This window comes from Stenotrophomonas sp. (assembly GCF_050737575.1).
In the GTDB taxonomy this organism is placed as follows: domain Bacteria; phylum Pseudomonadota; class Gammaproteobacteria; order Xanthomonadales; family Xanthomonadaceae; genus Stenotrophomonas.
Genome location: NZ_JBOHXW010000001.1, coordinates 468,898 through 493,747, shown reverse-complemented (window position 1 = coordinate 493,747; position 24,850 = coordinate 468,898). Strand labels below are relative to the sequence as shown.

Genomic DNA, 24,850 nt, shown 5'->3' with positions numbered 1-24,850 from the left:
GCGTTGTTACCTCCGTGTGCACAGCGCGGTACTAGAAAGGCGGTACAGCCGTTATATTTGCCGCCATGAAACTTCCGGGTACAGGCGCGATGCGCTCCATACAAGGCGTGATGGTTCTCATCCTGGCGCTGTTCAGCAGCGCCGCGATGGCCTTGGGGCTGGGCAACATCCGCGTGCTGTCCAAGCCCGGGCAGCCGCTGGTGGCCGAGATTCCGGTCATCACCAGCGATTCGAGCGAACTGGACAACGCCCGCGCAGGGCTGGCCGCACCGGCAACCTTCGAGCGTGTCGGGCTGCCGCCACCGGATGGTCTGGTGAGCGAGCTGCAGTTCCAGTTCGCCCAGGACCGCGAAGGCCGCGCGGTGATTCGCGTGACCAGTTCCACGCCGGTGCAGGTGCCCTCGGTGGGCTTCCTGATCGAAGTGGATTGGGGGCAGGGCCGGCTGGTGCGCGAGTACTCGGCCTTGGTCGCCGCGCCGGAAACCGCCACGGCCGTTGCCGAGCCGGTGATCGATGCACCGGAGGCCGCGCCGTCCAACCTCATTGTTCGCGATCCAGAGCCGCTGCCGCAGGCACCGGCGGAAGTGCCGCAGCCGGTTGCCACGCCAATGGCTGCCCCGGCCGCACCGGCGGCTCCCGTTCGTGCCGCCGCACGTCCGCCAGTCGCCGCTGCGCCGCACGCTGAGGGGGTGTTGGCTCCGGTGCAGCGCGGTCAGAGCTTGTCGCAGATCGCCAGCGCACTGACCCGCGAAAACGGCTATTCGTTGAACCAGAACATGGTCGCGTTGATGCGTGCCAACCCGGAAGCCTTCATTCGCGGCAACGTCAACCTGCTCAAGCAGGGCGCGGTGCTGCGTACGCCGGCCGAGGAAGAACTGGCACGGGTCAACGCCGTCGAAGCCCGCAACATCGTCCGCGAGCAGACCGCGCAATGGCGCCAGGCGCGTGCACCAATCCCGCAACCGGCCATCGCTGATGCGGCAGCTGCGGCAAAATCCGCTGCCAACCCCCATGCCACCGCAGCGCCGAGTGACGCGCGGTTGGAGATCGCCCCGGCCGTTGCCGGTGGTCAACAGACTGCAGGAATGACGACCGGCCTCGATGCCGGCGGCGAGGGTGACATGCTGGCAAACGAACAACTGCAACAGGCGCGGGAAGACCTCGCCACGCGCGATGTGGAAATGCAGGAGCTGCGTGATCGCGTCGCCGAGCTGGAAAAGCTGCAGAAACAGCAGCAATCGTTGATTGCGATGAAGGATTCGGATCTGGCTGCTGCCCAACAGCGTTTGGCTGCAAGCAACAAGCAGGAGGCCGCCGCTTCGCTGGGATGGTTGTGGCTGGGCTTGGCACTGCTGGTGCTGGGCGCCGTGGCATGGCTGCTCTCACGCCGCCGCAAGCCCTCGCCGCTGAAGGCTGCATCGCGGGATGGCTTCAATGCCGAGGCGCTGGCTTCCGCCATGCCGGCAACCGCCGCCGAACTTGACCGCGTTGGTGACGAGGTGCCGGTCGCCGATGTCGACGCGCCGGCCGCGTTCGTCGCCGAAAGCTGGAAGGAAGAAGGTCACGCAACGCGCGAGCCGCAGGTTGTCGATGTACCGGCTTGGGTGATCCCCGAAGCGCCGGCTGCGGTTGATCCGCTGCCGCCGGTTGAGCACAAACCGACCTTCATGTTTGAAGCATCGCGCGGTTATGCGCGCCCGCAGGAAGGGCCACCGGTCTCCGAGCCGGCCGCCGCCGATGAGGCCCGTTGGCTGGCTGGTGACATGGCTGCGGTTGCACCGCTGAACCCAGCGCCCGCTGGCCGTGAACGGTTGGAGCTGGCCATTGCCTATCTGGACCTGGGTGACGCAGAAACCGCGCGCACGCTGCTCAACGAAGTGGCCGTTGGCAGCGATCCGTCGGCGCGGAACGAAGCCCTTGAGCTGTTGAATCGACTCGGCTGAGGGGCTTGAGATGAAGCGCGAACGTGGTATCGATTATGTGGAATTTGCCTCGCGCGACCCGGCCGCCAGCCGTCGTTTCTTCGAGCAGGTGTTTGGCTGGACGTTCGAGGATTACGGCCCCGATTACACCGCTTTCGATGACGGGCTGCTGCAAGGTGGCTTCTTTCGCGGCACGCCGGTGACTTCCGAGGCGGGTGCGCCGTTGCTGGTGTTGTACGCCGCGCAATTGGCGCCGGCACAGGCCGAGGTGGAAGCCCGCGACGGCAACGTGGTGAAGCCGATCTTCACTTTCCCCGGCGGCCGCCGTTTTCAGTTCATCGAGCCCGGTGGCAATGAGCTGGCGGTGTGGTCCGAGCGCGACAGCGACTAAGTGGCAGCCGCGTTCTGCGGCGCCTGAAAACAAGAGGTTTGAAGATGCGTTACGCGCTGGGCGTGGAATATGACGGCAGCGAGTTCAAGGGCTGGCAACAGCTCGGGGAAGGCGGCCGCGTAAGTGTGCAGGCGACGCTGCAGGATGCGTTGTCAAAAATGGCCAATGCGCCGATCACCGTGGTCTGTGCCGGCCGCACCGATGCCGGCGTGCATGGTGAATGCCAGGTGGTGCATTTCGACAGTGAGGTGGAGCGCTCGCCGCGCAATTGGGTGCTGGGCACCACCGCACATCTGCCGCCGTCGATCTGCGTGCGCTGGTGTGTGCCGGTCGATGATGCATTTCACGCACGCTTCTCGGCCAAGGCGCGACGGTACCGCTATCGCTTGTTGAATCGCCAGATTCGTCCGGCGCTGTATCGGCAGATATTGAGCTGGGAGCGCCGCGCGTTGGACGCCGATGCCATGCATCGCGCCGCACAGCGGCTGGTGGGCGAGAACGATTTTGGTGCATTCCGCAGCTCGCAGTGCCAGGCAACGCACGGCCGCCGGCACCTGCACGAAATCACGGTGAGTCGTCAGGGCGACGTGGTCGAAGTGCAGGTCCAAGCCAATGCCTTCCTGCATCACATGGTGCGCAATATCGTCGGCTCGCTGCTGATGGTGGGGGCTGGTGAGAAGCCGGAGGAATGGATCAGCGAGCTGTTGGCTGGGTGTGACCGCAATCTGGCTGGGCCGACTGCGCCGCCGCAGGGGCTGGTGTTCGTCGGGCCGCTGTATTCTGATGCTTGGCAATTGCCGGCAGAGGTGACGCTATGAGCCGTACCTTGTTCCGTACCCGCATCAAGTTCTGCGGCATGACCCGTGCCGGCGATATCCGTCTGGCCAGCGAACTGGGCGTGGACGCCATCGGCTTCATCTTCGCCAAAGGCAGCGTACGCCGCGTGGCACCGTCCGAGGCGCGGGCAATGCGCCAGGCCATCGCGCCGATGGTGGATGTGGTGGCGCTGTTCCAACACAACAATCGCGAGGAAATCCGCGAAGTGCTGCGCGCGGTACGGCCGACCTTGTTGCAGTTTCACGGTGACGAGGACGACGCGTTCTGCCGCAGCTTCAACATGCCGTACCTGAAGGCCATCGCCATGGGCGGCGGCGCCGAAGTCACCGTGCGCGGCCTGCAGCAGATGTACCCGCATGCGGCCGGTTTCCTGTTCGACAGCCATGCGCAGGGCGGCAGTGGCGGCACCGGTGTGGCCTTCGACTGGTCACGGATTCCGTCCGGTGTGCACCGCCCGTACCTGCTGGCCGGCGGCATCCGCCCGGAAAACGTGCATGACGCCATTCTCGTGACCCAGCCTTGGGGCGTGGATGTGTCCAGCGGCATCGAGTCCGCGCCGGGCCTCAAGGACGGCTACAAGATGCGTCAGTTTGTCGAGGAAGTGCGCCGTGCCGACGCCGCTGTCGATGAAACTGAATCTGCAGGCTGACGTCACACACTGAGTCATGGCGATTGGCAATCCGGAGTGCCGGGCGTTCCTGCGTAGGGGTATTCCCTTATGATGCGGCAAGGGCGAATGCACGGATGCCTGCGGGGATAGCCCGCGTCTTTCCACGATGGAAAGGAGCGAGCCGCACGGTAGCCGAGTGCCACATGGATAGGGTACATGGCGGAATTTCTGGATGTAGTGCTGTCATATCCGACGCTGCCATATAGCGTCGTGCTTTGCTTTGCCGTGATCTACTGGATGCTGGCCGCGACCGGCATCGTCGATGACGGCGGCATTGGCAGCGGCGATGGTGCCGATTTTCATTCCGGCGATGACGGAGCCACTGGCCTGGCGGCGATGTTCGCGCGGCTGGGTCTGGGCGGTGCGCCGACCATGCTGGTGGTACTGCTGCTGGCTTTCTTCGGTTGGACGATCACCTATCTGGTCCACCTCTTCCTGCTTCAATCTCTGCCCACGCCGCTGCGCTGGGGCATTGGCAGCGCCGTGGCTATCGGTGCGCTGGTTCCCGGTGCGGTGGTTTCTTCGTGGGTGTTGCGGCCTATCCGCCGCCTGCTGATGAAGCTGCGTCCGGTCGAACAGGAATCCATTCTCGGCAAAGCCGGGCGGGTGACTTCCCCCGAGGTCACGGCTGAACACGGCTATGCGCAGGTCGATGACGGCGGCGCGGGGCTGATCCTGCAGGTGCGCAGCCGCGATGGCCGCCGCTATGTGCGCGGCGACCAGGTGCGCCTGGTCGACTATCTGCGCGAACACAATCACTACCTGGTGGTCGGCGATGCCGAACTGCCAGCGTTGGACGTTTCCATTCCTCACGTTTCAGGCGACAAGGAGATCCACTGATGAGTCTAGCTGCGCTGGCCCCGTTCGTAATTGGCGTAGGCATCCTGCTGGTGTTTTTCCTGGGGCTGGCAGGCCTGTTCAAAGCGTTCTACAAAAAAGTTGACCAAGGCACTGCGCTGATCGTCAACGACATGAGCGCCACGCCCAAGGTGCACTTCACCGGTGCGTTGATCATTCCGGTGCTGTACCGCGCCGAACACATGCGCATCAGCCTGATCACCTTGCAGGTGGATCGCCGTGGCAAGGAAGGCTTGATCTGCCGTGACAACATGCGCGCCGACATCACCGTGGCGTTCTACCTGCGTGTCAACGAAACCCAGGCCGACGTGCTGCGCGTGGCCAAAGCCATTGGCGCCGATCGTGCATCGGACAAGAACGCGGTGGACGAACTGTTCAACGCCAAGTTCTCTGAAGCGCTGAAGACGGTCGGCAAGAAGTTCGACTTCACCCAGTTGTTCGAGAAGCGCCAGGAGTTCCGCGACGAAATCATCGCGGTGATCGGCAACGATCTGAACGGCTACGCGCTGGAAGACGTGGCCATCGATTACCTGGAACAGACGCCGAAGTCATTGCTCGACCCGAGCAACATCCTGGACGCCGAAGGCATCCGCAAGATCACCGAGCTGACCGCTGCGCAGAACGTCATCACCAATGACCTGGCGCAGAACGAGCGACTGGCCATCACCAAGAAGAATGTCGAAGCCAAGGAAGCCACGCTTGCGCTGGAACGCGAGCAGGCCGAAGCCGAAGCGCGGCAGAAGCGTGAGGTGGAAACCATTCGCGCCCGCGAGGAAGCAGAGACGCTCAAGGTGCAGGAAGAGCAGCGCCAGCTGTCGGAGAACGCCCGCATCGAGGCGCAGCAGTTGATCGATATCCGCGATCAGAACCGCCTGCGCGAAGTGGAAGTGGCCGAGCAGAACCGCCAGCGTGCAGTCGCCATTGAAGTCGAGCGCGTTGCGCGTGCGCGCCAGTTGGAGCAGGTCACCACCGACCGCGAAGTGCAGCTGCAGGGCGTGGAGCGTGACAAGGTGGTCGAGCAGGGCAAGATGGACGTGGCCAACATCACCCGCGAACGCATCTCCATCGACAAGACCGTTGCGCAGGAAGAAGAACGCATCAAGGAAGTGCGTCAGGTGTCCGAGGCCGACCGCTTGAAGCAGGTCACCATTCTGGAAGCCGAAGCCCGGGCGCAGGAAGCCTTGCTCAAGCAGGTCAAGGAAGCCGAGGCCAGCGAGGCTGCCGCCAAGCACAAGGCGGTGGAAATCACCACGCTGGCACAGGCGGAGTTCGACGCCGCCGGCAAGCAGGCCGAAGCCAAGAAGGCATTGGCGGATGGCGTCCGCGCCGAACGTGCGGCGCCGGGTCTGGCGGATGCGCAGGTCAAGGAAGCCGGTGCGCTGGCTATCGAGAAGGTCGGCATTGCCGAAGCGCGCGTGGTCGATGCCATGGCCGATGCCAACTTCAAGCAGGGCAGCGCCGAGGCGCGCGTGCTGGCCGAGCAGCTGGCCGCACATGCGCTGGGCGAAGAGCAGATGGGCCGCGCCAAGGCGACTGCGACCGAGACGCTGGGCCTGGCCGAAGCTTCGGTGATCGAGAAGAAGCTGTCGGCCGAAGCCGAAGGCTTGACCCGCAAGTTCCTGGCGATCGATTCGTTGGGCGACACGGCGCGCGGTCACGAAGAGTTCCGCATGACCTTGGAAACCAGCCTGAAGCAGGCCATGGCGACGCTGGATGCCGGCAAGGAAGTGTCCAAGGAGAATGCCGAGATCGTCGCCAGTGCATTGCGCAATGCCGACATCGACATGGTCGGCGGTGACGGCGGCATGTTCGAGAATCTGGTCAAGGCGGTGTCGCTGGGCCGGTCGATTGAGGGCCTCACCGACAAGAGTCCGATCGTGCAGGACTTGATGCAGCGCTACCTGGGTGTGGACATGGCTGCACGCGGCAAACCGTCCAGGCAGCTCACCAATGGCGGTGCGGCTGCCGAGACGGATGCAGGCTGAGTGAGCACGCGCCTGGGCGGTTCATCGCCCAGGCGTTCAATCGAGGGTGCCGGGCGTGGTTCCGGTGCTGGCGTGAATGATGGCGCTCGCTCTGCTGCTGATCGGCCGCGCGGCGTCATGGCAGGGAACAACCGATGGCCGATACAAACCAGGACTCCGCAGTTTCGACCGATGCCGGTTCCATCGCCGATCAAGCGGTGGCGCAGGGCGGCGCCTACGAGGTACTGCGCAAGCGCCTGAGCGATCAAGGCACGCGCCTGCGGCAGTTGGTCGAAGTGATGAACCAACGGCGCCTGCAGGAGTTCGGCGACAGCCGCATGGAGGTCGCCGGGCGCTTCCGCATCCGCACCGAAAACAACTGCGTCGGCCGCGACATCGTGCAGGTCGGCGATGACCTGTTGCTGTTCGGCTACAACGTGTTCATCGGTTTGAAGACGCAGACGCGCGTCGAGGATGTGTTTGGCCTGTACCGCATGGTGGAAGGCGCCGAGGGCTACGACGTTACCCCGGTTGACCTGAAAACCAGTTTCCTCGCCCAGCCGGGCTTTGTGCACGACTTCACCGAGCTTTACGCCTACTACAAGCATGCGCGGCTGTTGCAGCTGATCGTGCGCGACGGCAAGTTGCTGGCCGCGTTTCAGATTGGTGAGCGCAGCAGCGACGTGCGGGTGTTCCGCTGGTCGTTGCCGCCCAGTGGCGAGCTGACTTACATCGATGCACGCGGCGAGCGCGACATCGCGTTGCCGCCGCCGTTTGACTTCGAGTGGACGCGGGCAAGCCGCGACATGTTGGTGACCGGGCGCTTCCCGCACCTGAACATCCTCGACACGATCTTCGTGGAAACCACCGGCGGCGACCTGACCATCAAGGTCGAGAACAACACCGAGACCGGGCAGGGCGTCTACAGCGAGCCGGTCGAGGACAGCACCCAGTCGGTGGATGACGCCGACATCGAGTTCACCCAGGTGGGTTCGCTGATCCTGCTCAAGGTGCAGCCGTATCGCGAGGACGTGTGTCGCGGGCTGATCTTCAACACGTTGACCGGCAAGGTGGTGCGCAATGACGCCATCGTCCAGGCCTGCGTGCAGCTGCCGGACGACCACGGCATTATTTTTCCCGGTGGCTACTACCTGCAAAGCGGCGAACACAAGGCATTCGATGCCTCGATGCAGGGCATGCGTTACAAGCGCTCCATCCGCTCGCCCAACGGCGAGGACATGCTGTACATCTTCTACGAACGCGAGGCGGGCAAGTCGGCGCTGTTCGTTTACAACAGCATCCAGAGGGCGCTGCAGAATCCGGTGTTCGGGCTGGGTTACGCATTCCTGCGCGACGGCCGCATGGTGTTGTTCAACGCCGAAAATCAGGAGCCGACCCGCATCCATCCGATGCAGGTCTGGCAGACGCCGTTCAGCAGTGACGAGTTCGCCGCGCACCGGCCGGCCGGCACCAGCTTCATGGCGCGTATCGGCAACGCCGAGTTGGTGCGCGGCATCTCAAACCTGTTGGACATGGGGCGTGAGATCGACAGCCGCGAGGTGTCATTGCAGCGCTACGAGTTGCTGACCCACAACGCACGCCGTCTGTTTGATACGCACCACTGGCTGGACGACGCCAACTGCGAAGGCGCGGCCACGCTGCTGCGCGAGATCAGTGCGACCGGCGAATCGATGCTCGATGAGTACGAGAAAGTCGAGAGCATCCGCAAGCAGTCGGCGCAGGCGATGGCCGACGTCACCGGTCAGCACCGCGCCTTGCTTGGTCGCGTGCAGCCGCAGAACTGGACGAGGATCAGCGAGTTCGTCGAGGCATTGGGCGAGGTCGGCAAGCTGCGCGGGCGGCTGTTGACCGTGCGCGACTTCCGTTATGTGGACGTCGCCGCGATTGATGCGATGAACGCTTCGCTGCAGGATGCGCATGATCGCGTCGGCGTGGCGACGGGCGAGTTCCTCGGTAGCGACAAGGCGCTGCTGCCGTTTGGCGAACGCCTGCAGGAGCTGGACTCCATCGCCCAGCAGGCGGAGACCGCAAAACAGCTGTCCACGCAGATCGAGCAGATGCAGGCGATGTCGGGCGAGCTGGACATGCTCTCCGAGCTGATGGCCAGCTTGAAGGTGGATGACGCCGCGCAGCGCACACGCGTGGTCGAGGCGATTTCCGGCATTTACGCCAAGCTCAACCAGTCGCGCGCACGTGCTGACCAGCGCCGTCGTTCGCTGGGCTCGGCCGAGGCCGTTGCGCAGTTCGGCGCGCAGTTCTCGCTGTTCAGTCAGGCCATCACCAGCGCACTCGGCCTGGCGACCGATCCTGAGCGCGCCGACGAACAGTTGTCGCGCTTGATGGTGCAGCTGGAAGAGTTGGAGAGCCAGTTCGGCGAGCACGAACAGTTCCTTGGCGACATCCTCAACAAGCGCGAGGAGTTGCTGGACACCTTCGAGTCGCACAAGCAGACCTTGCTGGATGCCCGTCAGCGCAAGGCGCAGTCGGTGCTGGATGCCGCCAATCGTATTCTTGAGGGCTTGGCCAAACGCGCCGAGCGTTTTACCACGGTGGACGAGCTCAATGCCTTCTTTGCCGGCGATCCGCTGATTCTGAAGTTGCGTGAGTTGGCCGAGCGTCTGCGTGAGTACAAGGACAGCGTCAAGGCCGATGATGTCGACGCGCGCTTGAAAGGCGTGCGCGACCAAGCGGTGCGTGCATTGCGTGATCGCAGCGATCTGTTCGAGAGCGGCGGCAATGTGATTCGCCTTGGTCGCCACCGTTTCAGCGTCAATACGCAACCGCTGGATTTGACCATCCTGCCGCGCGGTGATGGCTTGTCGGTGCACCTGACTGGAACCGACTACTACGAATCCATTGTCGATCCGGAGCTGGAAGCGCTGCGCGATTACTGGCCGGTGACGCTGGATTCGGAGTCGCCCACGCTGTATCGCGGCGAGTATCTGGCCGGTTTGATTCTGGATGCGGCCATCCTCGGCCGCGACGGATTGAGTGTGGAGCTGCTGCTGCGCGATGCGGCGCAGGCCGACGTGCTCGGTAAGCGTGTGCGCGACTTCGCAGCACCGCGTTACCGCGAAGGTTACGAAAAAGGCATTCACGACCACGACGCCACGCTGATTCTGCAGGCGTTGTTGCCGCTGTATCAAAGCGCTGGTGCCTTGGTCCATGCGCCGGCTGCGCGCGCGTTGGCGTTGTTGTTCTGGTCGCGCGAAGGCAAACGTGAAGACGTTGTGCAGTGGGTCGAGCGCGCCGCAGGCGCATTTGCCATCGCCCGCATGTTTGCTGCACGCGAAGGCTTGGATGCCTTGCGCAGTGAAATCGCGGAGGCGTTGGCGGCTTTTCAGGCGGAGAACGAGCTGTCGTTCGACACGGCCGCAGCAATGACCGGTGCGGACTACCTGCTCGCCGAACTGGCGGCTGGCGAACCGACGTTTGGCTTCAGCGGCTATGCGCGGCAGCTGGTAAATGGTCTGCGCGAACAGCTGCAGGTCGCAGCGCAGAGCGAAGCATTTGATCGTTCGTTGCAGAAGCTGGCCAAGCGGCCGGCGCTGCAGTGGGCACAGGTCGAACATTGGCTGCAGGCAATGTGCAGTCAGCCGCAATTTGTCGCGCTGGCGGGCTATGTGCCGGAGGCCGTGGCGATGCTGCTGGCTGAGCGCAGCCTGCGCAGCCAGGTGCGCGATGTGACGCTGATCGCCGATGTGGCTGGATTGCTCGGCGAGCACCCGCGCATTCGCGAAGGACATCTGCCATTGTCGGTAGATGATTTTCTTGGCCGCTGGCAGGCGCATCGGCACCAGTTTCAGCCCGGCTTCGAGCGTTATCAGGCGCTGCGCCATCGCATCAGTGCGCGCGAGCGTGACGCATTGCGGCTTTCCGAGTTCCAGGCGCGCCCGCTTAGTTCGTTCGTGCGCAACAAACTGATCAACGACGTCTATCTGCCGATCATTGGCGACAACCTGGCCAAGCAGATGGGCACGGTTGGCGAGAATAAGCGCAGTGATTTGATGGGCTTGTTGATGATGATCAGCCCGCCCGGCTACGGCAAAACCACGTTGATGGAGTACGCGGCCAATCGTCTGGGCCTGGTCTTCATGAAGATCAACGGCCCGGCGCTGGGCCACGAAGTGCGTTCGCTGGATCCCGAGCAGGCGCCGGATGCCACGTCGCGGCAGGAGCTGTTGAAGCTCAATCTGGCGCTGGAGATGGGCAACAACACGATGCTGTATGTCGACGACATCCAGCACACGCATCCGGAATTTCTGCAAAAATTCATCTCGCTGTGCGACGGCACCCGTCGCATTGAGGGTGTGTGGAAAGGCCGCACCAAGACCTACGATCTGCGTGGCAAGAAATTCTGTGTGGTGATGGCCGGCAACCCGTACACCGAGTCCGGCGAAGTGTTCAAAGTGCCGGATATGCTGGCCAACCGTGCCGATATCTACAACCTCGGCGATGTACTCGGCGGAATGGAAGAGGCCTTCAAGCTCAGCTATATCGAGAACAGCCTCACCTCCAGCCAGGTACTGGCGCCGATGGCCACGCGCGACTTGGCCGATCTCTATGTGCTGGTGGACAAGGCCAGCGGCAAGGAGGTTTCGACCAATGCATTGAGCCATGCCTACAGCGGCGCGGAGATCAACGAGATCGTCGCCACGCTGGAGCGGCTGATGCAGGTGCGCGAGGTGGTGTATCGGGTCAACCAGCAATACATCGCCAGCGCCGCGCAGTCGGACAAGTACCGCGTTGAGCCCTCGTTCCGGCTGCAGGGCAGCTACCGCAACATGAACAAGCTGTCGGAGAAGATTTCGCCGGTGATGAATGCCGCCGAGCTGCAGCAGCTGGTGACTGACCATTACCTTGGCGAGTCGCAGCTGCTCACCAGCGGCTCCGAAGAAAACCTGCTCAAGCTCGCCGAATTGCGCGAAGTGATGGACGCGACGCAGCTGGCACGTTGGGAGCAGATCAAGCGCGACTTCATGCGCGACAAGGCCATGGGCGGCGACGATGCCGATACCGGCGCGCGCGTCGTCGCGCAGCTGGCCGATATCGCCAGTGGCCTGCAGGGGCTGCGCGCCGATGAGGTGCCGGTCGCAGCTCCGGTGACTGCAGCGTCGGAAGTACCGTGGGAGCAGATCGTTGCCTTGCTGCAGGCAGTGGCCGCACGGCCGACGCCCGTTGTCGCGCAGGCTGAAACGCCGCTGGCGGCGCCGGTGCAGGATTTCGAGCCGCTGCTGCGCGCATTGGCCGATTCGCAGCAACGCCAAGGTCAAGTAGGCGACGCGTTGACGCAACTCGCGGCGCAACTGCGTGACTGGTTGGCCAAGGAACCCGCGACAGAGAAGCCCACGCCGCGGGTTCGCCGAGCACGCAGCCCGGAAGAGAAGGCGCTGGATGAAGCCCTGATGCGGCACTTCTACGGTGGCCAAGTGGTGGTGCCGGGCCAGCAGGGCAGTCATAAGGACGATGCGTCCGGTGAATCCTGAGTCTGCTGGCATGATCGGTTTGCCGGAGCCGCCGGTTCCTGCGTTGGCGCTGGAGGATCCGTTGGCGGTGGCCAACTATGGCGCGCCGCTGCTGGCGGTGGTCGAGCAGAAGACATCGCCTTCCGACAACGACCATGCCGCCGTGCGTTTGGTGGCTGAGATGGACAACATCCATCAGGCCATGCGCGCGCACGATGTCGGCGCCATTCGTCGTAGCGTTGGTTTGTTGGGGAGGCTGCTGGGGCGCGACGTGGAAGCGCAGGCGCAGGCCGAACGCCTGGCCGGGCAGCTGGATGTCTGCCTGTTGCGTGCCGACGGCATCGTCGCCGACTTGCGGCGCGGGTTGCCGGTACGGCTGGAGCAGGCCGCTTTTGTCGGTGCTGCGGTCAATGCGATTGATGCCTGGGCCGAGGCGGGCGAGCGCGTGTTGCTCGATGTCCAGGCACAGGTCGGTCCAGATAAAGAGTTGATATCTGCTGCGCTGCAGCGGCGTCTGCAGCACCTGCGCAGCGTGGCTCGGCTGCGTGCGCTGGAAGCGTCGCAGCTGCAGCTGCTGCATGCGCAGGGTGTCGAATTGCTGGAGCGTTATCAGCGCATCCGCGACGTGCTGCTGCCGCTGTGGCGGCAGCAGGTGCTGGCCACCCAGGCGGCGGGCATGTCGGCACGGCTGGCCTCGGCAGCGGACGCGCAGGCACGGATACTGGCCGAGGTCGAGGCGATGCAGGCTAGACTTCGCTGAAACGCTTCAATCGTGTTCCAAGACTCGCGCGCCGCGCCGCGCATCATCCTCAAGGAGAGCTGCAGATGACCCAGGACAACATGCCGGTGCCGGCCGAATTCTCCGTGGCGCTGGATGTCACCGCGCTGGTTGCCTTGGGCCTGACCGAAGCCGACCGCCCGCAGATCGCCCAGATCACGCGCAGCCTGGACGACATCAGCCCCGGCAACCTGCATGTGTTTGGGCGCGAAGCCGCCGGCAAGAGCGCTGCGTTCTCCACGCAGTTGCTGGAGCATGTCCGCAACCGCGACCTGGATGCGTCGGGCGACAAACTGGGCGAGGTGGTGCGCATTGCCCGCTCGCTGAAACTCGACGGCTTGAATGAGCGCTCCAAGGTGCCGGTGATCGGCGGCCTGATCGACCGCATGCGCGCCTCCAAGGGCGAGCTGGTGCAGAAGTTCAGTGACACCAACCAGCAGATCGAACAGCTGATGCGCGACGTCGGTACGCAGCAGGCGACGATGGGCCAACGTGTTGGCGAGTTCGACCGCATGCACGCCATCGTCCGCGACGAGCGGCAGAGTCTTGGTCTGCATGTCGCCGCAGGCAAGCAGCGGTTGGCTGAGCTCAATGGTGAACTGCAATCGCTGGTGGGCCTGGAGGATCCGCAATCGCGCATCCGCCGTGGCGAGATCGACAACGCCATCCGCCTGCTGGACAAGCGCGTCGGCGATCTGACGGTGATGCAGCACGCGGCTGATCAGTCGCTGCCGATGATCCGGCTGATCCAGGCCAACGCGATTCAGTTGATTGAAAAATTCAACGCGGTGCGTGACATCACCATTCCCTCGTGGAAGCGCCAGTTCGCCATCCAGCTGTCGCTGGGCGAGCAGAAAAACGCAGTTGAGTTGTCCAACGCCATCGACGACGCGACCAACGAGCTGATGCGCCGCAATGCGGACCTGATGCGTCAAACCTCGGTGGAAACCGCCAAGGCCAATCAACGCGCCGTGATTGACGTGGCCACATTGCGGCACGTGCACGAGCAGTTGATTGCCACGGTCGAAGAAGTGCGCAGCATCCATCGCGAAGGCATGCAGCAGCGGCAGCAGGCCGAAGTAGAGCTGGCGCGCCTGCGCGAGGATGTGCAGCAACGCCTGGCCGCCCCGACGCAGGGCTGACGCCGCCAACGCCAATCGACTTCGCAGCATGTAGGAGCGGCCTCGGCCGCGAAGCAAGCGAAGGTTCGGCTGCAGAAATAACCTGTAACCCGGCAATGCCGGGTTGCGGCTTTCGCGTACGGCGTGCAGAACATCAGCTTCGCGGCCAAGGCCGCTCCTGCACTGGGACTCAGGCGAGTTGGCGTTGGAGCCACTCTGCCAGTTTCAATACGCGCGGGTCGTCGTTGTTGCCAGCCGTGCACAAGGCCCAGCAGCCTTCGGTATCGACGAAACCCCACGGTGCGATCAATCGGCCATTGGCCAGGTCGTCGGCGACCAGCGGTTCCGGTGCGATGGCGATGCCCAACCCGGCCACCGCCGCTTCCAACTGGTAATACAGGTGCTCGAAACCAGTGCCGTAGCGCAGCGCGGCGGCCTCGATGCCATTGAGCGCGGCCCAGGTCGGCCAGGCCTGCGGGCGCGAGCGTGTATGCAGCAGTTCATGGGCCAGCACCGCGTCGGCTGGCTGATGCGCCAGTACCTGTGCGCCCTTGATCGACGGGCTGAACACCGGGCCGATACGTTCGGTCGCCAGCGTGTGCACGGTCCATCCGGTTGGCCACGGCGCTTGGCCGAGCAGCAGCGCGGCATCCAGGCCGTCGAGGTGGGGTGTGAAGTCGCCGTCCTGTGCGGCCAGGTGCAGGGTCAGTCCCGGCAGATCGCGCTGCAGGTTCTGCAGACGCGGAATCATCCAGCGGGCGAGCAGGCTGCCGGGGCAGCCCAGCACAAACGCGTCGCCACGTTGCGGGCGGCGCAGCGAGGCGATGCAGTCACGCAACTGTGAAAACGCCCCGGAGGTTGCTTCCAGCAAACGATTGCCCGCCGCGGTCGGGCGGATGCCGCGCCCATCGCGCTCGAACAGGGCCAGCCCGAGTTCGTCTTCCAACGCGCGCAGTTGCCGGCTTACCGCGCCGTGGGTGACGTGCAGTTCGGCCGCGGCCTGGCTGACGCTGCGCAGCCGGGCGGCGGCCTCGAAAGCGCGCAGGGCGTTGAGTGAAGGCAGGGATTGGCTGGGTTTCATGTGAGTTTTTCTAACATATGGCCGCGAAAGAATCGATTTTTATGTCATCTGGCCTGCGTTAGAGTGCAGACCTGTTCTTCGTAAGCTGTGATGCCATGACTGATCCGTCGATCTCTGATTTCCACGCCTTCCCCGATGCGCGCGGGCATTTCGGCCGCTACGGCGGCAGCTTCGTCGCTGAAACGCTGGTCGGGCCGCTGCAGGAATTGGCCGCCGCCTACGACCAAGCGCGGGCCGATCCGTCCTTCATTGCCGCCTACGACAAGGACCTGAAGCATTACGTTGGCCGTCCCAGCCCGATCTACCACGCCGAGCGCCTGAGCAAGGATGTGGGCGGTGCGCAGATCCTGCTCAAGCGCGAGGATTTGAACCACACCGGCGCGCACAAGGTGAACAACACCATCGGCCAGGCCTTGCTGGCCGCGCGCATGGGCAAGACCCGCATCATTGCCGAGACCGGCGCCGGCCAGCACGGCGTGGCGACTGCCACCGTGGCGGCGCGGTTGGGTATCGAATGTGTGGTGTACATGGGCGCCACCGACATCGAGCGGCAGAAGATCAACGTCTACCGGATGAAGTTGCTGGGCGCGACCGTGGTGCCGGTGAGCAGCGGCTCGGCCACGCTCAAGGACGCGCTCAACGAAGCGATGCGCGACTGGGTGACCAATGTGCGCGACACCTTCTACATCATCGGCACCGTCGCCGGCCCGGACCCGTACCCGCGCATGGTGCGTGACTTCAACGCCATCGTCGGCCGCGAGGCGCGCGCGCAGATGCTGGAAGATTACGGTCGCCTGCCGGATGCCATCACCGCCTGTGTCGGTGGTGGTTCCAATGCCATTGGCCTGTTCCATGCCTTCCTCAACGACCGTGAAGTGAAGATCTACGGCGCCGAAGCAGCGGGCGACGGTATTCATACCGGTCGCCACGCCGCGTCCATTTCGGCCGGTCGCCCCGGCGTGCTGCACGGCAATCGCACCTATGTGCTGTGCGATGACGACGGCCAGATCACCGAGACGCATTCCATTTCCGCCGGTCTGGATTACCCCGGCGTCGGCCCGGAGCATTCGTTCCTGTCCGATACCGGTCGCGCGCAATACGTCGGCATCACCGACGAAGAGGCGCTGGCCGCGTTCCATCGCCTGACCCGCATCGAGGGCATTCTGCCGGCGCTGGAATCCAGCCACGCGGTCGCGCAGGCGATCAAGCTGGCGCGCGAGCTGCCCAAGGATGCGCTGGTGCTGTGCAACCTGTCCGGCCGTGGTGACAAGGACGTGCACACCATCGCCGCACGCGAAGGGTTGGTGTTGTGAACGGCCCGGTCATGCGAGGCGCGTTGTTGTGCGCGGTGGCGGCATTGGCTGCCTGCAAGCCGGCCGAGCAGGATGTGGCGCCGCCTGCAGCGCCGGTTTCGAGCGCTGCGGTTCCTGCAGCGGCATCTGTGGCTTCGTCATCCGCTGATCTCGCTCAATTCGGCGAGCTGCGCATCGGCGCTCCGTTCGGCAAGGCGCCGGGAGACAAGGTGTTCGTCTCGGCGGGCATGCGCGAACTGATGGAAGGCGACTGCGAGTACTACGACAAGGGCAGTCTGCCGGAAGGCATGTCGATGATGGTGCTGGCCGACCACATCGCCCGGTTCGAGGTGGATGGCATGGACGATCCCAGCATCAAGGTCGATGCGCCGGCAGCAGACGCTCCGGTACTGCCGTTCGGTGTGTGGGTGGGCATGAGCGTGATCGAGGCAAAGAAGCGCCTTCCCGCCGGTGTGGTGACCAGCCCGCATGCGTATGTCTCGCCCGATGGCGACTACCTGACCTGGACCGATAAGGCCGCCAAGCTGGCCATTCGCCTGGAAACACTCAATGGGTTGGTGACCTCGATCTACTGGGGCCAGCCTGAAGCGGTTGAACTGATTGAAGGATGTGCTTGAGATGGCCGTGACCCGAATCGACGATTGTTTCGCCCGTCTGCGGGCCTCCGGCCGTAAGGCGCTGATTCCCTTCATCACCGCGGGCGATCCGTTGCTGGAAGCCACGGTGCCGGTCATGCATGCGCTGGTCGAGGCCGGCGCGGATGTGATCGAGCTGGGCGTGCCGTTTTCCGACCCGATGGCCGATGGCCCCACCATCCAGCGCAGTTCCGAGCACGCGTTGGCCCGGGGCGCGAACCTGCGCTACCTCTTCGAGAGTGTGGCAGCATTCCGTGCGCGTGATGCGATCACGCCGGTGGTGCTGATGGGCTATCTCAATCCGGTTGAGATCCGAGGCGCCGCCAACTTTGCCAGCGAGGCGGTTGCCGCTGGCGTAGACGGCGTGTTGCTGGTGGACCTGCCGCCGGAAGAGGCCGAGGAAACCCGTGCCGCGTTCACTGCCGCCGGGCTGGCGCTGATTCTGCTGGCCTCGCCAACCAGTACGGATGCTCGTCTCGACCTCCTGTGCGACGCCGCGCAGGGCTATCTGTACTACGTCAGCTTTGCCGGCGTTACCGGTGCGTCCGAGCGTCTGGACAGCGTCGCGGCCGGCGAGCGGCTGCGGCAATTGCGCAGCCGTTCCACGGTGCCGGTGGTGGCTGGCTTCGGCATCAAGGATGCGGCCAGCGCCGCCGCCATGGCGGTGGATGCCGATGGCGTGGTGGTCGGTAGTGCCTTGGTTTCAGTCATGGCCGACGCGGCAAGTCCCGCAGAAGCCGCCGAGGCGGCCAGCCGTTTCCTCAAGCCGCTGCGCCAAGCTCTGGGGAACTGAAGCAGCCGGTTAAACGGTGCGGGCGGGAAAGCAGAAGGCTTCTACCGAAGCGATATAGGTGCCTGCGCCGACAAACGGGCGGGCAGTGTAGCCCCGGGGGGGGCGCTGCGCTTCCCCGGGCTGCATGGAGCGCAGCAAAGCAGGCCGCCGTGTTCTTGTCACCCTGCCCAAGGCCGCATTTCAATGGCAGATAGCAGGATCTGGTCGTGCGGCGGCGGGCGGTCTGGCACAGTGCAAACGTACGCAGCAGTAGGGTTTCGAGCCAATCAGGATGCGCCGTGGTCGCAGCGGTGAGCTAGACTGTCGGCCCTGTCGCGGCCTTCGGGCCGCCCTGAATGGAACCATCATTCCGCATGAGTTGGCTCAGCAAGTTGATGCCGTCGGGCATCCGCACCGACAACACACCGTCCAAGAAGCGCAGCGTCCCAGAGGGTCTTTGGGAAAAATGCAGCAGCTGTGGCGCGGCCCTGTACCGCCCCGAATTGGAAGAGAACCTTGAGGTCTGCCCGAAGTGCGGACATCACATGGCCATCCGCGCGCGCGCGCGCCTGGCAGCGCTCTTTGATGCCGATAGCACCACCGAGATCGCCGCCCGCCTCGGGCCGACCGATGTGCTCAAGTTCAAGGATCAGAAGAAATACGTCGAGCGCATCAAGGCCAGCCAGAAAAACACGGGCGAATACGACGCCTTGATCGCCATGCGCGGCCTGTTGAAGGGACGCCCGCTGGTGGCATCCTCGTTCGACTTCGCCTTCATGGGCGGCTCGATGGGTTCGGTGGTCGGCGAGCGTTTCTCGCTGGCTGCCGAGGCTGCGCTGGAAATGGGCGCGCCTTACGTGTGCTTCTCCGCCAGCGGCGGCGCGCGCATGCAGGAAGGCCTGTTCTCGCTGATGCAGATGGCCAAGACCTCGGCCGCGCTGGCCAAGCTGCGTGAAGCCGGTCTGCCCTACATCTCGGTGCTGACCCACCCGACCACCGGTGGCGTGTCGGCCTCGTTCGCGATGCTGGGCGATATCAACATCGCCGAGCCGCAGGCGCTGATCGGCTTCGCCGGCCCGCGCGTGATTGAGCAGACCGTGCGTGAAAAACTGCCGGAAGGCTTCCAGCGTTCGGAGTTCCTGCTCGAACACGGCGCCATCGACCAGATCTGCGACCGCCGCGAAATGCGTGACCGCTTGGCTGACCTGCTGGCGATGATGATGCGTCAGCCGCAGCACGAAGAAGTGATTGAGTGATGGCGGCCCGCAAGTACTTCGGTACCGACGGCATTCGCGGTCGGGTCGGGCAGGGCGTTATCTCTGCTGATTTCGTGTTGCGCCTGGGCAATGCGCTCGGTCGCGTGCTGGTCGAGCGCAAGGGCCGCCAGCCGACCGTGGTGATTGGCAAGGACACGCGGATTTCCGGCTATATGTTCGAGTCGGCACTGGAGGCGGGCCTGGTTGCAGCCGGGGCCAACGTGCAGTTGATCGGCCCGATGCCTACCCCAGCAGTGGCGTTTCTGGCGCACACGCTGGGCGCGGACGCGGGCATTGTCATCAGTGCTTCGCACAATCCGCACTACGACAACGGCATCAAGTTCTTTTCCGGCGAAGGCGAGAAGCTTGACGACGCCACTGAGCTGGCGCTGGAAGCAGCGCTGGATCAGCCGTTCACCACGGTGGAATCCGAGCACCTGGGCAAGGCGGTGCGCGCGCGCGATGCGGTCGGCCGTTACATCGAGTTCTGCAAGGCCAGCGTGCCGCGTGATTTCTATCTGCACGGCCTCAAGGTGGTGCTGGATTGCGCCCATGGCGCCACGTACCACGTCGCGCCGCTGCTGTTCCGCGAGCTGGGTGCTGAGGTGATTGCCATCGGCGCCGAGCCGAACGGCGTCAATATCAATGACGGCGTGGGTTCGATGCATATCGACAACCTGTCGCGCAAAGTCGTCGAGACCGGCGCCCACATGGGCATCGCGTTCGACGGTGACGGCGACCGCGTGTTGATGGTCGATGACACCGGTGCGGCAGTGGACGGCGACGGCCTGCTCTATATCCTGGCCAAGGCGTGGCAGGCCAATGGCCGCCTGCGCGGTCCGGTGGTCGGCACGCTGATGACCAATTACGGGCTGGAGCAGGCGCTGGAGCGCCTGGGTATTCCGTTCGTTCGTTCCAACGTCGGTGACCGTTACGTGCACCAGGCGCTGGTTGAAGGTAATGGCACGCTGGGCGGTGAGGCGTCGGGTCACATTCTGTGCCTGGACCGTGCCACCACCGGTGATGCCATCGTCAGTGCGCTGCAGGTGCTGGAAGTGCTGGGCCGGGCAGATATCAGTCTGCGGCAGGCGATGGCGGGGCTGTCTGCGGTGCCGCAGAAAACCATCAATGTGCGACTGGAATCGGGCGCGCGTGAAGTGGTCAAGAGCGATCCGGTGCAGGCTGCACTGGCTGCGGCACAGGCGGCAGTTGCCGGGCGGGGCAGGGCATTCCTGCGTCCCTCCGGTACCGAGCCGGTGGTGCGGGTCACGGTCGAGGCTGATGAGGCTGGCCTGATGGCCTCCACGCTTGAGGCCCTGGCCGAAGCAGTGCGTTCGGCTGCCGCACAGGTTTGAGCTGGATCATAGGTTGTTGCCGGGGCGTCGGTTTCAATAGCCGGCGCCCCGTTCCTTTCTCTGGAGTAGTTGAATGAGTTCCCGTATTCCCACCCTCGACATCACCCGCTTCGATACCGACCGTGAGGCCTTTGTGGCCGAGCTGGGCGCGGCGTATCGTGAATGGGGTTTTGCGGGCATTCGCAACCACGGTATTCCGCAGGCCGATATCGACGCCGCGTATGGCGTGTTCAAGGCATTCTTCGCGTTGCCGGAAGAGACCAAAAAGCAGTACCACATCGCTGGCGGCGGTGGCGCGCGGGGCTACACGCAGTTCGGCGTGGAAACCGCCAAGGGCTCCGCACATTTCGATCTGAAAGAGTTCTGGCACATCGGCCGTGAGATCGGCGATGACTCCAAGTATCGCGAAGTGATGCCGCCGAACCTGTGGCCGAGCGAAGTGCCCGGCTTCAAGGAGCACGGCTATGGCCTGTACCAAAAGCTGGATCAACTGGGCTCGCGCGTGCTGTCGGCACTGGCGCTGCACATCGGTCTGCCGCAGGAGTTCTTTGCCGACAAGACCAATAACGGCAACTCGATCCTGCGCCCGATCCACTACCCGCCGATCACCACCGAGGACATCCCCAATGTCCGCGCCGGTGCGCATGGCGACATCAACTTCATCACCTTGCTGGTCGGTGCCAGCGCCGCCGGCCTGGAGGTGCAGTCGCATGAGGGTGAGTGGGTGCCGTTCACTTCGGACGCGGACACCATCGTGGTCAACATCGGCGACATGCTGCAGCGCCTGACCAACCACGTGTACCCGTCGACGATCCACCGCGTGGTCAATCCGCCGGGCGAGCTGGCGCGCAAGCCGCGTTATTCGGTGCCGTTTTTCCTGCACCCGAACCCGGATTTCCTGATTGATGTGCTGCCCTCGTGCATCACTCCGGAAAACCCGAGCCGCTACCCGGAGGCGATCACCGCCCACGGCTTCCTTGAAGAGCGCCTGCGCGAGATCAAGCTGAAGTAAGTGCCGGCTGCTGGCCTCTGCCAGTCGGGATGAAAACGACGCCGTCGCAGCCATTGGCTCGGCGGCGTTTTTGCATCTTGTCCCGCGATGTCCGGCGATTGTCCTGCTGGTGTCGCTATTTCAGCTATCCTTTGCCCACATTTTTTATAGGGAGTGGCTCAGGATGCGCCGCAAGATCGTTGCTGGTAACTGGAAGCTGCATGGCAGTCGTCAATTCGCCACCGAACTGGTGGGGCGGGTGGCCGCTGGGCTGCCACTGGAAGGTGTGGAGTTGGTGATTCTGCCGCCACTGCCTTACCTGGGCGATCTGGTGGAAGACTTCGAGGGCACTGCACTGGCCTTTGGCGCGCAGGATGTCAGCTGCAATGAGAAGGGCGCCTATACCGGCGAAGTGTCGGCGACGATGCTGGTGGATGTCGGTGCGCGCTACGGCTTGGTGGGCCATTCCGAGCGGCGTCAGTACCATCACGAAAGCAGCGAGCTGGTGGCGCGCAAGTTCGTGGCGGCAATTCATGCTGGCCTGATCCCAGTCTTGTGTGTCGGTGAGACGCTGGAGCAGCGCGAAACCGGCCAGACCGAGCAGGTCATTGCCGCGCAGCTGGCGCCGGTGCTGGAGCTGGCCGGGGTCGAGGCATTCGCCAAAGCCGTGGTGGCCTATGAGCCGGTATGGGCGATCGGCACCGGTCGCACCGCCAGCCCGGAGCAGGCGCAGGCCGTGCATGCGTTCATTCGTGGCGTAGTCGCCGAGCGCGATGCTAGAATCGCCGATTCGTTGCCGCTCCTCTATGGTGGCAGCGTCAAGCCCGACAATGCAGCAGAGCTGTTCTCACAGCCTGACGTGGATGGCGGGCTGGTAGGTGGCGCTTCACTGGTGGCGGCCGATTTTCTGGCCATCGCGAGGGCAGCCGCCGGTCGCTAACTGGAATTGTCCGGGACGGATTTCAAAAATGCTGATGTTGATCCTCAATGTGGTCTATGTGCTGGTGGCGATCTCGATGATCGCGCTGATCCTGATGCAGCGTGGCTCCGGCGCCGCTGCGGGCTCCGGCTTTGGTGCGGGCGCCTCCGGGACGGTGTTTGGTGCGCGTGGTGCATCCAACTTCCTGTCCAAGTCCACCAAGTGGCTGGCCGTGGTGTTCTTCGGCATCAGTCTGTTCATGGCGTGGTACGCCACCCATGGTGCTCGCCCGACGGGTGAAGGCCTGGGTGTGATGTCGCAAGCCGTCGCTCCGGTGGCTGCCCCGGCAGTGCCGGCCGGTGAGCTGCAGGCCGCTCCGCCGGCTGCGGCTGTGGGCGAAGTGCCGCAGGCAACTGTCCCGGCAGAAAATATTCCGTCAGGGAATGAAGAAAAGCCGGTCGAAGGCTCACAAAAAGACTGAAGACGGTTACAATACGCGGCGCACTGCTGACCAGTAGTGCTGACGTAGGCCCAGGTGGCGGAATTGGTAGACGCACTACCTTGAGGTGGTAGCGACGAGAGTCGTAGGGGTTCGAGTCCCCTCTTGGGCACCATAGTTTGTAAGCGGGTTCGCGGGCGTAGCAGCGCCCGGCGTGGCAAGTCCCGTCAATCCCCCATGTCCCGTCGCCGTCAGGCGTTCAGGGCAGAGGCAAGAGAGAATCGCTGTGCTGGCCGAATATTTGCCGTCCCTGCTGTTTCTGATCGTCGCCACCGGCATCGGCGTGACGCTGATGCTCATCGGTCGGTTTCTCGCTCCGCGTTCGCCGAACAGTGAGAAGCTTTCCGCATACGAGTGTGGCTTCGAGGCGTTCGAAAACGCGCGCATGAAGTTCGACGTGCGTTACTACTTGATCGCCATCCAGTTCATCGTCTTTGATCTGGAAATCATCTTCATCGTGCCTTGGACCCAGGTCTTCATGGAGCTGGGCGCGCGTTCGCTCGTCACCATGGGTCTGTTCGTCGGCATGCTGTTCCTCGGCTTTATCTACGTGTGGAAGAAGGGAGCGCTGGAATGGGAGTGATTCAGACTCTCGACGGCCTGATGAACAATCCGATCCCGGAAGGGCGGGTTGATGACATTCTCCGTCCCGAAGGCGACAACCCTCTGCTCGAGAAGGGTTATGTGACCACCAGCGTTGATGCGCTGTTGAATTGGGCACGTACCGGCTCGATGTGGCCCATGACCTTCGGTCTGGCCTGCTGTGCGGTGGAAATGATGCACGCCGGTGCGGCGCGCCTGGACTTGGATCGCTACGGCATCGTGTTCCGTCCGTCGCCGCGTCAGTCTGACGTCATGATCGTTGCTGGCACGCTGGTCAATAAAATGGCCCCGGCGCTGCGCAAGGTTTACGACCAGATGCCTGACCCGAAATGGGTCATCTCGATGGGCAGTTGCGCCAATGGTGGCGGCTACTACCACTACTCCTATGCAGTGGTGCGTGGCTGTGACCGTGTGGTGCCGGTGGACGTTTACGTCCCGGGCTGCCCACCGACGGCTGAGGCGCTGGTGTACGGCATTCTTCAGCTGCAGAAGAAGATCTGGCGCACCCAGACCATCGCCCGCTGACCCCCTTTTCAAATCAAGAGCACGCCAGCCCCCATGGCCCAGCAAGCATCTTCACTCATTGACCGACTTCGCGCGCGTTTCGCCAGTGCGCAGGTCTCTGTGGTTGAACCGCGCGGCGAAGTGACGCTGGAGGTTCCGTCGGCTGATTGGCATGTGGTCGCTTTGGCGCTGCGTGACGAATTCGGCTTCGAGCACGCCACCGACCTGTGCGGTGTCGATTACCTCGGCTACGGCAGCGACGAATGGGATACCTCCGATGTCTCCTCGCACGGCTTCAGCCGCGGCGTGGAAGGCACCGGTGCCGGTCGTTTCGCCTGGGGTGAATTCCCCAGCCATGAAGCCGCCAATGGCGCCCAGCCCGACGCACTGCCGAAGCAGCGCTTCGCGGTGGTTGCCCAGTTGCGTTCCTATCAGCACAACCAGGCGCTGCGCATCCGTTGCTTCGCGCCGACCGAGTCGTTGCCGGTGGTTGCGTCGTTGGTGGACATCTGGCCGGGTTTGAACTGGTTCGAGCGTGAAGCGTTCGATCTGTACGGCGTGATCTTTGAGGGTCACCCGGATCTGCGCCGCATCCTGACCGATTACGGCTTTGTGGGTCATCCGTTCCGCAAGGATTTCCCGCTGATCGGCAACGTCGAAGTGCGTTACGACGAAGAAAAGAAGCGTGTGGTGTACGAGCCGGTGACCTCGGTCGAGCCGCGCGTCGGCGTGCCGCGCGTGATCCGCGATGACGCCCGCTTCCAGACCGCGGAAGGCGAGCGCGCGCAGACGGAGGCAAGCAAGTGAGTGCGGAAGTAAACAAGGAATTCCATCAGGCCTCGCAGGCCTTTGCCAGTAATCCGGCCGAATCCCGGCAGGAGATTCGCAACTACAC

General features: G+C 63.8%; 21 protein-coding genes and 1 tRNA gene. 21 read left to right on the top strand and 1 reads right to left on the bottom strand.

What is annotated here, in order from left to right:
• Positions 1–65 precede the first annotated feature (65 nt).
• The 9 genes from ACREP4_RS02295 (at position 66) to ACREP4_RS02255 (ending at position 14,048) form a co-directional block, all read left to right on the top strand.
• Positions 66–1,943, top strand: coding sequence for a FimV/HubP family polar landmark protein (locus ACREP4_RS02295; protein WP_431594575.1), 1,878 nt, complete (start codon positions 66–68; stop codon positions 1,941–1,943).
• Between the two features lie 10 nt (positions 1,944–1,953).
• Positions 1,954–2,313, top strand: a complete 360-nt coding sequence (locus ACREP4_RS02290; RefSeq protein ID WP_431594574.1) for a VOC family protein — start codon at positions 1,954–1,956, stop codon at positions 2,311–2,313.
• Between the two features lie 44 nt (positions 2,314–2,357).
• The gene (gene truA, locus ACREP4_RS02285; protein WP_431594573.1) at positions 2,358–3,131 is read left to right on the top strand and encodes a tRNA pseudouridine(38-40) synthase TruA; all 774 of its coding nucleotides are present in this window, start codon (positions 2,358–2,360) and stop codon (positions 3,129–3,131) included.
• Positions 3,128–3,799, top strand: coding sequence for a phosphoribosylanthranilate isomerase (locus ACREP4_RS02280; protein ID WP_431594572.1), 672 nt, complete (start codon positions 3,128–3,130; stop codon positions 3,797–3,799). Before truA ends, ACREP4_RS02280 begins: the two co-directional genes overlap by 4 nt.
• Before the next feature lie 177 nt (positions 3,800–3,976).
• Positions 3,977–4,660 carry a hypothetical protein gene (locus tag ACREP4_RS02275; protein ID WP_431594571.1) on the top strand — a complete coding sequence of 228 codons (684 nt, stop codon included), beginning with the start codon at positions 3,977–3,979 and terminating at the stop codon, positions 4,658–4,660.
• Positions 4,660–6,663, top strand: coding sequence for a hypothetical protein (locus ACREP4_RS02270; protein ID WP_431594570.1), 2,004 nt, complete (start codon positions 4,660–4,662; stop codon positions 6,661–6,663). The genes ACREP4_RS02275 and ACREP4_RS02270 overlap by 1 nt, the downstream gene beginning before the upstream one ends.
• 134 nt (positions 6,664–6,797) lie before the next feature.
• Complete coding sequence (locus tag ACREP4_RS02265) at positions 6,798–12,149, top strand: DNA repair ATPase (protein ID WP_431594569.1); 5,352 nt, start codon at positions 6,798–6,800, stop codon at positions 12,147–12,149.
• A gap of 10 nt (positions 12,150–12,159) precedes the next feature.
• Positions 12,160–12,888: a hypothetical protein gene (locus ACREP4_RS02260; protein ID WP_431594568.1), complete on the top strand. Its 729-nt coding sequence runs from the start codon at positions 12,160–12,162 to the stop codon at positions 12,886–12,888.
• Between the two features lie 65 nt (positions 12,889–12,953).
• Positions 12,954–14,048 carry a toxic anion resistance protein gene (locus ACREP4_RS02255; RefSeq protein WP_431594567.1) on the top strand — a complete coding sequence of 365 codons (1,095 nt, stop codon included), beginning with the start codon at positions 12,954–12,956 and terminating at the stop codon, positions 14,046–14,048.
• A 169-nt stretch (positions 14,049–14,217) separates the two neighbouring features.
• Here ACREP4_RS02255 and ACREP4_RS02250 read toward each other — a convergent pair whose 3' ends face one another.
• Complete coding sequence (locus tag ACREP4_RS02250) at positions 14,218–15,108, bottom strand: LysR family transcriptional regulator (RefSeq protein ID WP_431594566.1); 891 nt, start codon at positions 15,106–15,108, stop codon at positions 14,218–14,220.
• Positions 15,109–15,203: 95 nt separating this feature from the next.
• Between ACREP4_RS02250 and trpB the strand changes: the two genes are divergently transcribed.
• From trpB to ACREP4_RS02190, 12 genes are all read left to right on the top strand, one after another.
• Positions 15,204–16,421: a tryptophan synthase subunit beta gene (gene trpB / locus ACREP4_RS02245; RefSeq protein ID WP_431594565.1), complete on the top strand. Its 1,218-nt coding sequence runs from the start codon at positions 15,204–15,206 to the stop codon at positions 16,419–16,421.
• Positions 16,422–16,432: 11 nt separating this feature from the next.
• Positions 16,433–17,038, top strand: a complete 606-nt coding sequence (locus ACREP4_RS02240) for a hypothetical protein (protein WP_431594564.1) — start codon at positions 16,433–16,435, stop codon at positions 17,036–17,038.
• 7 nt (positions 17,039–17,045) lie between these two features.
• Positions 17,046–17,849 (top strand): tryptophan synthase subunit alpha, encoded by an 804-nt coding sequence (gene trpA / locus ACREP4_RS02235; RefSeq protein WP_431594771.1) that lies wholly within the window; start codon positions 17,046–17,048, stop codon positions 17,847–17,849.
• Positions 17,850–18,202: 353 nt separating this feature from the next.
• The gene (gene accD / locus ACREP4_RS02230; protein ID WP_431594563.1) at positions 18,203–19,084 is read left to right on the top strand and encodes an acetyl-CoA carboxylase, carboxyltransferase subunit beta; all 882 of its coding nucleotides are present in this window, start codon (positions 18,203–18,205) and stop codon (positions 19,082–19,084) included.
• Positions 19,084–20,439, top strand: coding sequence for a phosphoglucosamine mutase (gene glmM, locus ACREP4_RS02225; RefSeq protein ID WP_431594562.1), 1,356 nt, complete (start codon positions 19,084–19,086; stop codon positions 20,437–20,439). The genes accD and glmM overlap by 1 nt, the downstream gene beginning before the upstream one ends.
• 73 nt (positions 20,440–20,512) lie before the next feature.
• Positions 20,513–21,451, top strand: coding sequence for an isopenicillin N synthase family dioxygenase (locus ACREP4_RS02220; protein ID WP_431594561.1), 939 nt, complete (start codon positions 20,513–20,515; stop codon positions 21,449–21,451).
• A 163-nt stretch (positions 21,452–21,614) separates the two neighbouring features.
• Positions 21,615–22,370, top strand: a complete 756-nt coding sequence (gene tpiA / locus ACREP4_RS02215) for a triose-phosphate isomerase (protein ID WP_431594560.1) — start codon at positions 21,615–21,617, stop codon at positions 22,368–22,370.
• 28 nt (positions 22,371–22,398) lie between these two features.
• On the top strand, positions 22,399–22,830 hold the full coding sequence (gene secG / locus ACREP4_RS02210) for a preprotein translocase subunit SecG (RefSeq protein ID WP_431594559.1): 432 nt from the start codon (positions 22,399–22,401) through the stop codon (positions 22,828–22,830).
• 48 nt (positions 22,831–22,878) lie between these two features.
• Positions 22,879–22,963: transfer RNA gene (locus tag ACREP4_RS02205), tRNA-Leu, on the top strand.
• Positions 22,964–23,074: 111 nt separating this feature from the next.
• A complete protein-coding gene (locus tag ACREP4_RS02200) occupies positions 23,075–23,431 on the top strand; it encodes an NADH-quinone oxidoreductase subunit A (RefSeq protein ID WP_431594558.1) in 357 nt (118 codons plus the stop codon).
• A complete protein-coding gene (locus ACREP4_RS02195) occupies positions 23,422–23,976 on the top strand; it encodes a NuoB/complex I 20 kDa subunit family protein (protein WP_431594557.1) in 555 nt (184 codons plus the stop codon). The genes ACREP4_RS02200 and ACREP4_RS02195 overlap by 10 nt, the downstream gene beginning before the upstream one ends.
• 33 nt (positions 23,977–24,009) lie before the next feature.
• The gene (locus ACREP4_RS02190; RefSeq protein ID WP_431594556.1) at positions 24,010–24,762 is read left to right on the top strand and encodes an NADH-quinone oxidoreductase subunit C; all 753 of its coding nucleotides are present in this window, start codon (positions 24,010–24,012) and stop codon (positions 24,760–24,762) included.
• Positions 24,763–24,850 lie beyond the last annotated feature (88 nt).

Bases quoted from the DNA above. Each gene is read 5' to 3' on its own strand.
- ACREP4_RS02255 (WP_431594567.1), top strand. From the start codon at position 12,954: ATGACCCAGGACAACATGCCGGTGCCGGCCGAATTCTCCGTGGCGCTG.
- ACREP4_RS02240 (WP_431594564.1), top strand. From the start codon at position 16,433: ATGCGAGGCGCGTTGTTGTGCGCGGTGGCGGCATTGGCTGCCTGCAAG.
- ACREP4_RS02280 (WP_431594572.1), top strand. From the start codon at position 3,128: ATGAGCCGTACCTTGTTCCGTACCCGCATCAAGTTCTGCGGCATGACC.
- ACREP4_RS02275 (WP_431594571.1), top strand. From the start codon at position 3,977: ATGGCGGAATTTCTGGATGTAGTGCTGTCATATCCGACGCTGCCATAT.
- ACREP4_RS02260 (WP_431594568.1), top strand. From the start codon at position 12,160: ATGATCGGTTTGCCGGAGCCGCCGGTTCCTGCGTTGGCGCTGGAGGAT.
- trpB (WP_431594565.1), top strand. From the start codon at position 15,204: ATGACTGATCCGTCGATCTCTGATTTCCACGCCTTCCCCGATGCGCGC.
- ACREP4_RS02265 (WP_431594569.1), top strand. From the start codon at position 6,798: ATGGCCGATACAAACCAGGACTCCGCAGTTTCGACCGATGCCGGTTCC.
- truA (WP_431594573.1), top strand. From the start codon at position 2,358: ATGCGTTACGCGCTGGGCGTGGAATATGACGGCAGCGAGTTCAAGGGC.
- tpiA (WP_431594560.1), top strand. From the start codon at position 21,615: ATGCGCCGCAAGATCGTTGCTGGTAACTGGAAGCTGCATGGCAGTCGT.
- ACREP4_RS02270 (WP_431594570.1), top strand. From the start codon at position 4,660: ATGAGTCTAGCTGCGCTGGCCCCGTTCGTAATTGGCGTAGGCATCCTG.
- accD (WP_431594563.1), top strand. From the start codon at position 18,203: ATGAGTTGGCTCAGCAAGTTGATGCCGTCGGGCATCCGCACCGACAAC.
- ACREP4_RS02295 (WP_431594575.1), top strand. From the start codon at position 66: ATGAAACTTCCGGGTACAGGCGCGATGCGCTCCATACAAGGCGTGATG.
- ACREP4_RS02250 (WP_431594566.1), bottom strand. From the start codon at position 15,108: ATGAAACCCAGCCAATCCCTGCCTTCACTCAACGCCCTGCGCGCTTTC.
- ACREP4_RS02195 (WP_431594557.1), top strand. From the start codon at position 23,422: ATGGGAGTGATTCAGACTCTCGACGGCCTGATGAACAATCCGATCCCG.
- ACREP4_RS02190 (WP_431594556.1), top strand. From the start codon at position 24,010: ATGGCCCAGCAAGCATCTTCACTCATTGACCGACTTCGCGCGCGTTTC.
- glmM (WP_431594562.1), top strand. From the start codon at position 19,084: ATGGCGGCCCGCAAGTACTTCGGTACCGACGGCATTCGCGGTCGGGTC.
- ACREP4_RS02220 (WP_431594561.1), top strand. From the start codon at position 20,513: ATGAGTTCCCGTATTCCCACCCTCGACATCACCCGCTTCGATACCGAC.
- ACREP4_RS02290 (WP_431594574.1), top strand. From the start codon at position 1,954: ATGAAGCGCGAACGTGGTATCGATTATGTGGAATTTGCCTCGCGCGAC.
- secG (WP_431594559.1), top strand. From the start codon at position 22,399: ATGCTGATGTTGATCCTCAATGTGGTCTATGTGCTGGTGGCGATCTCG.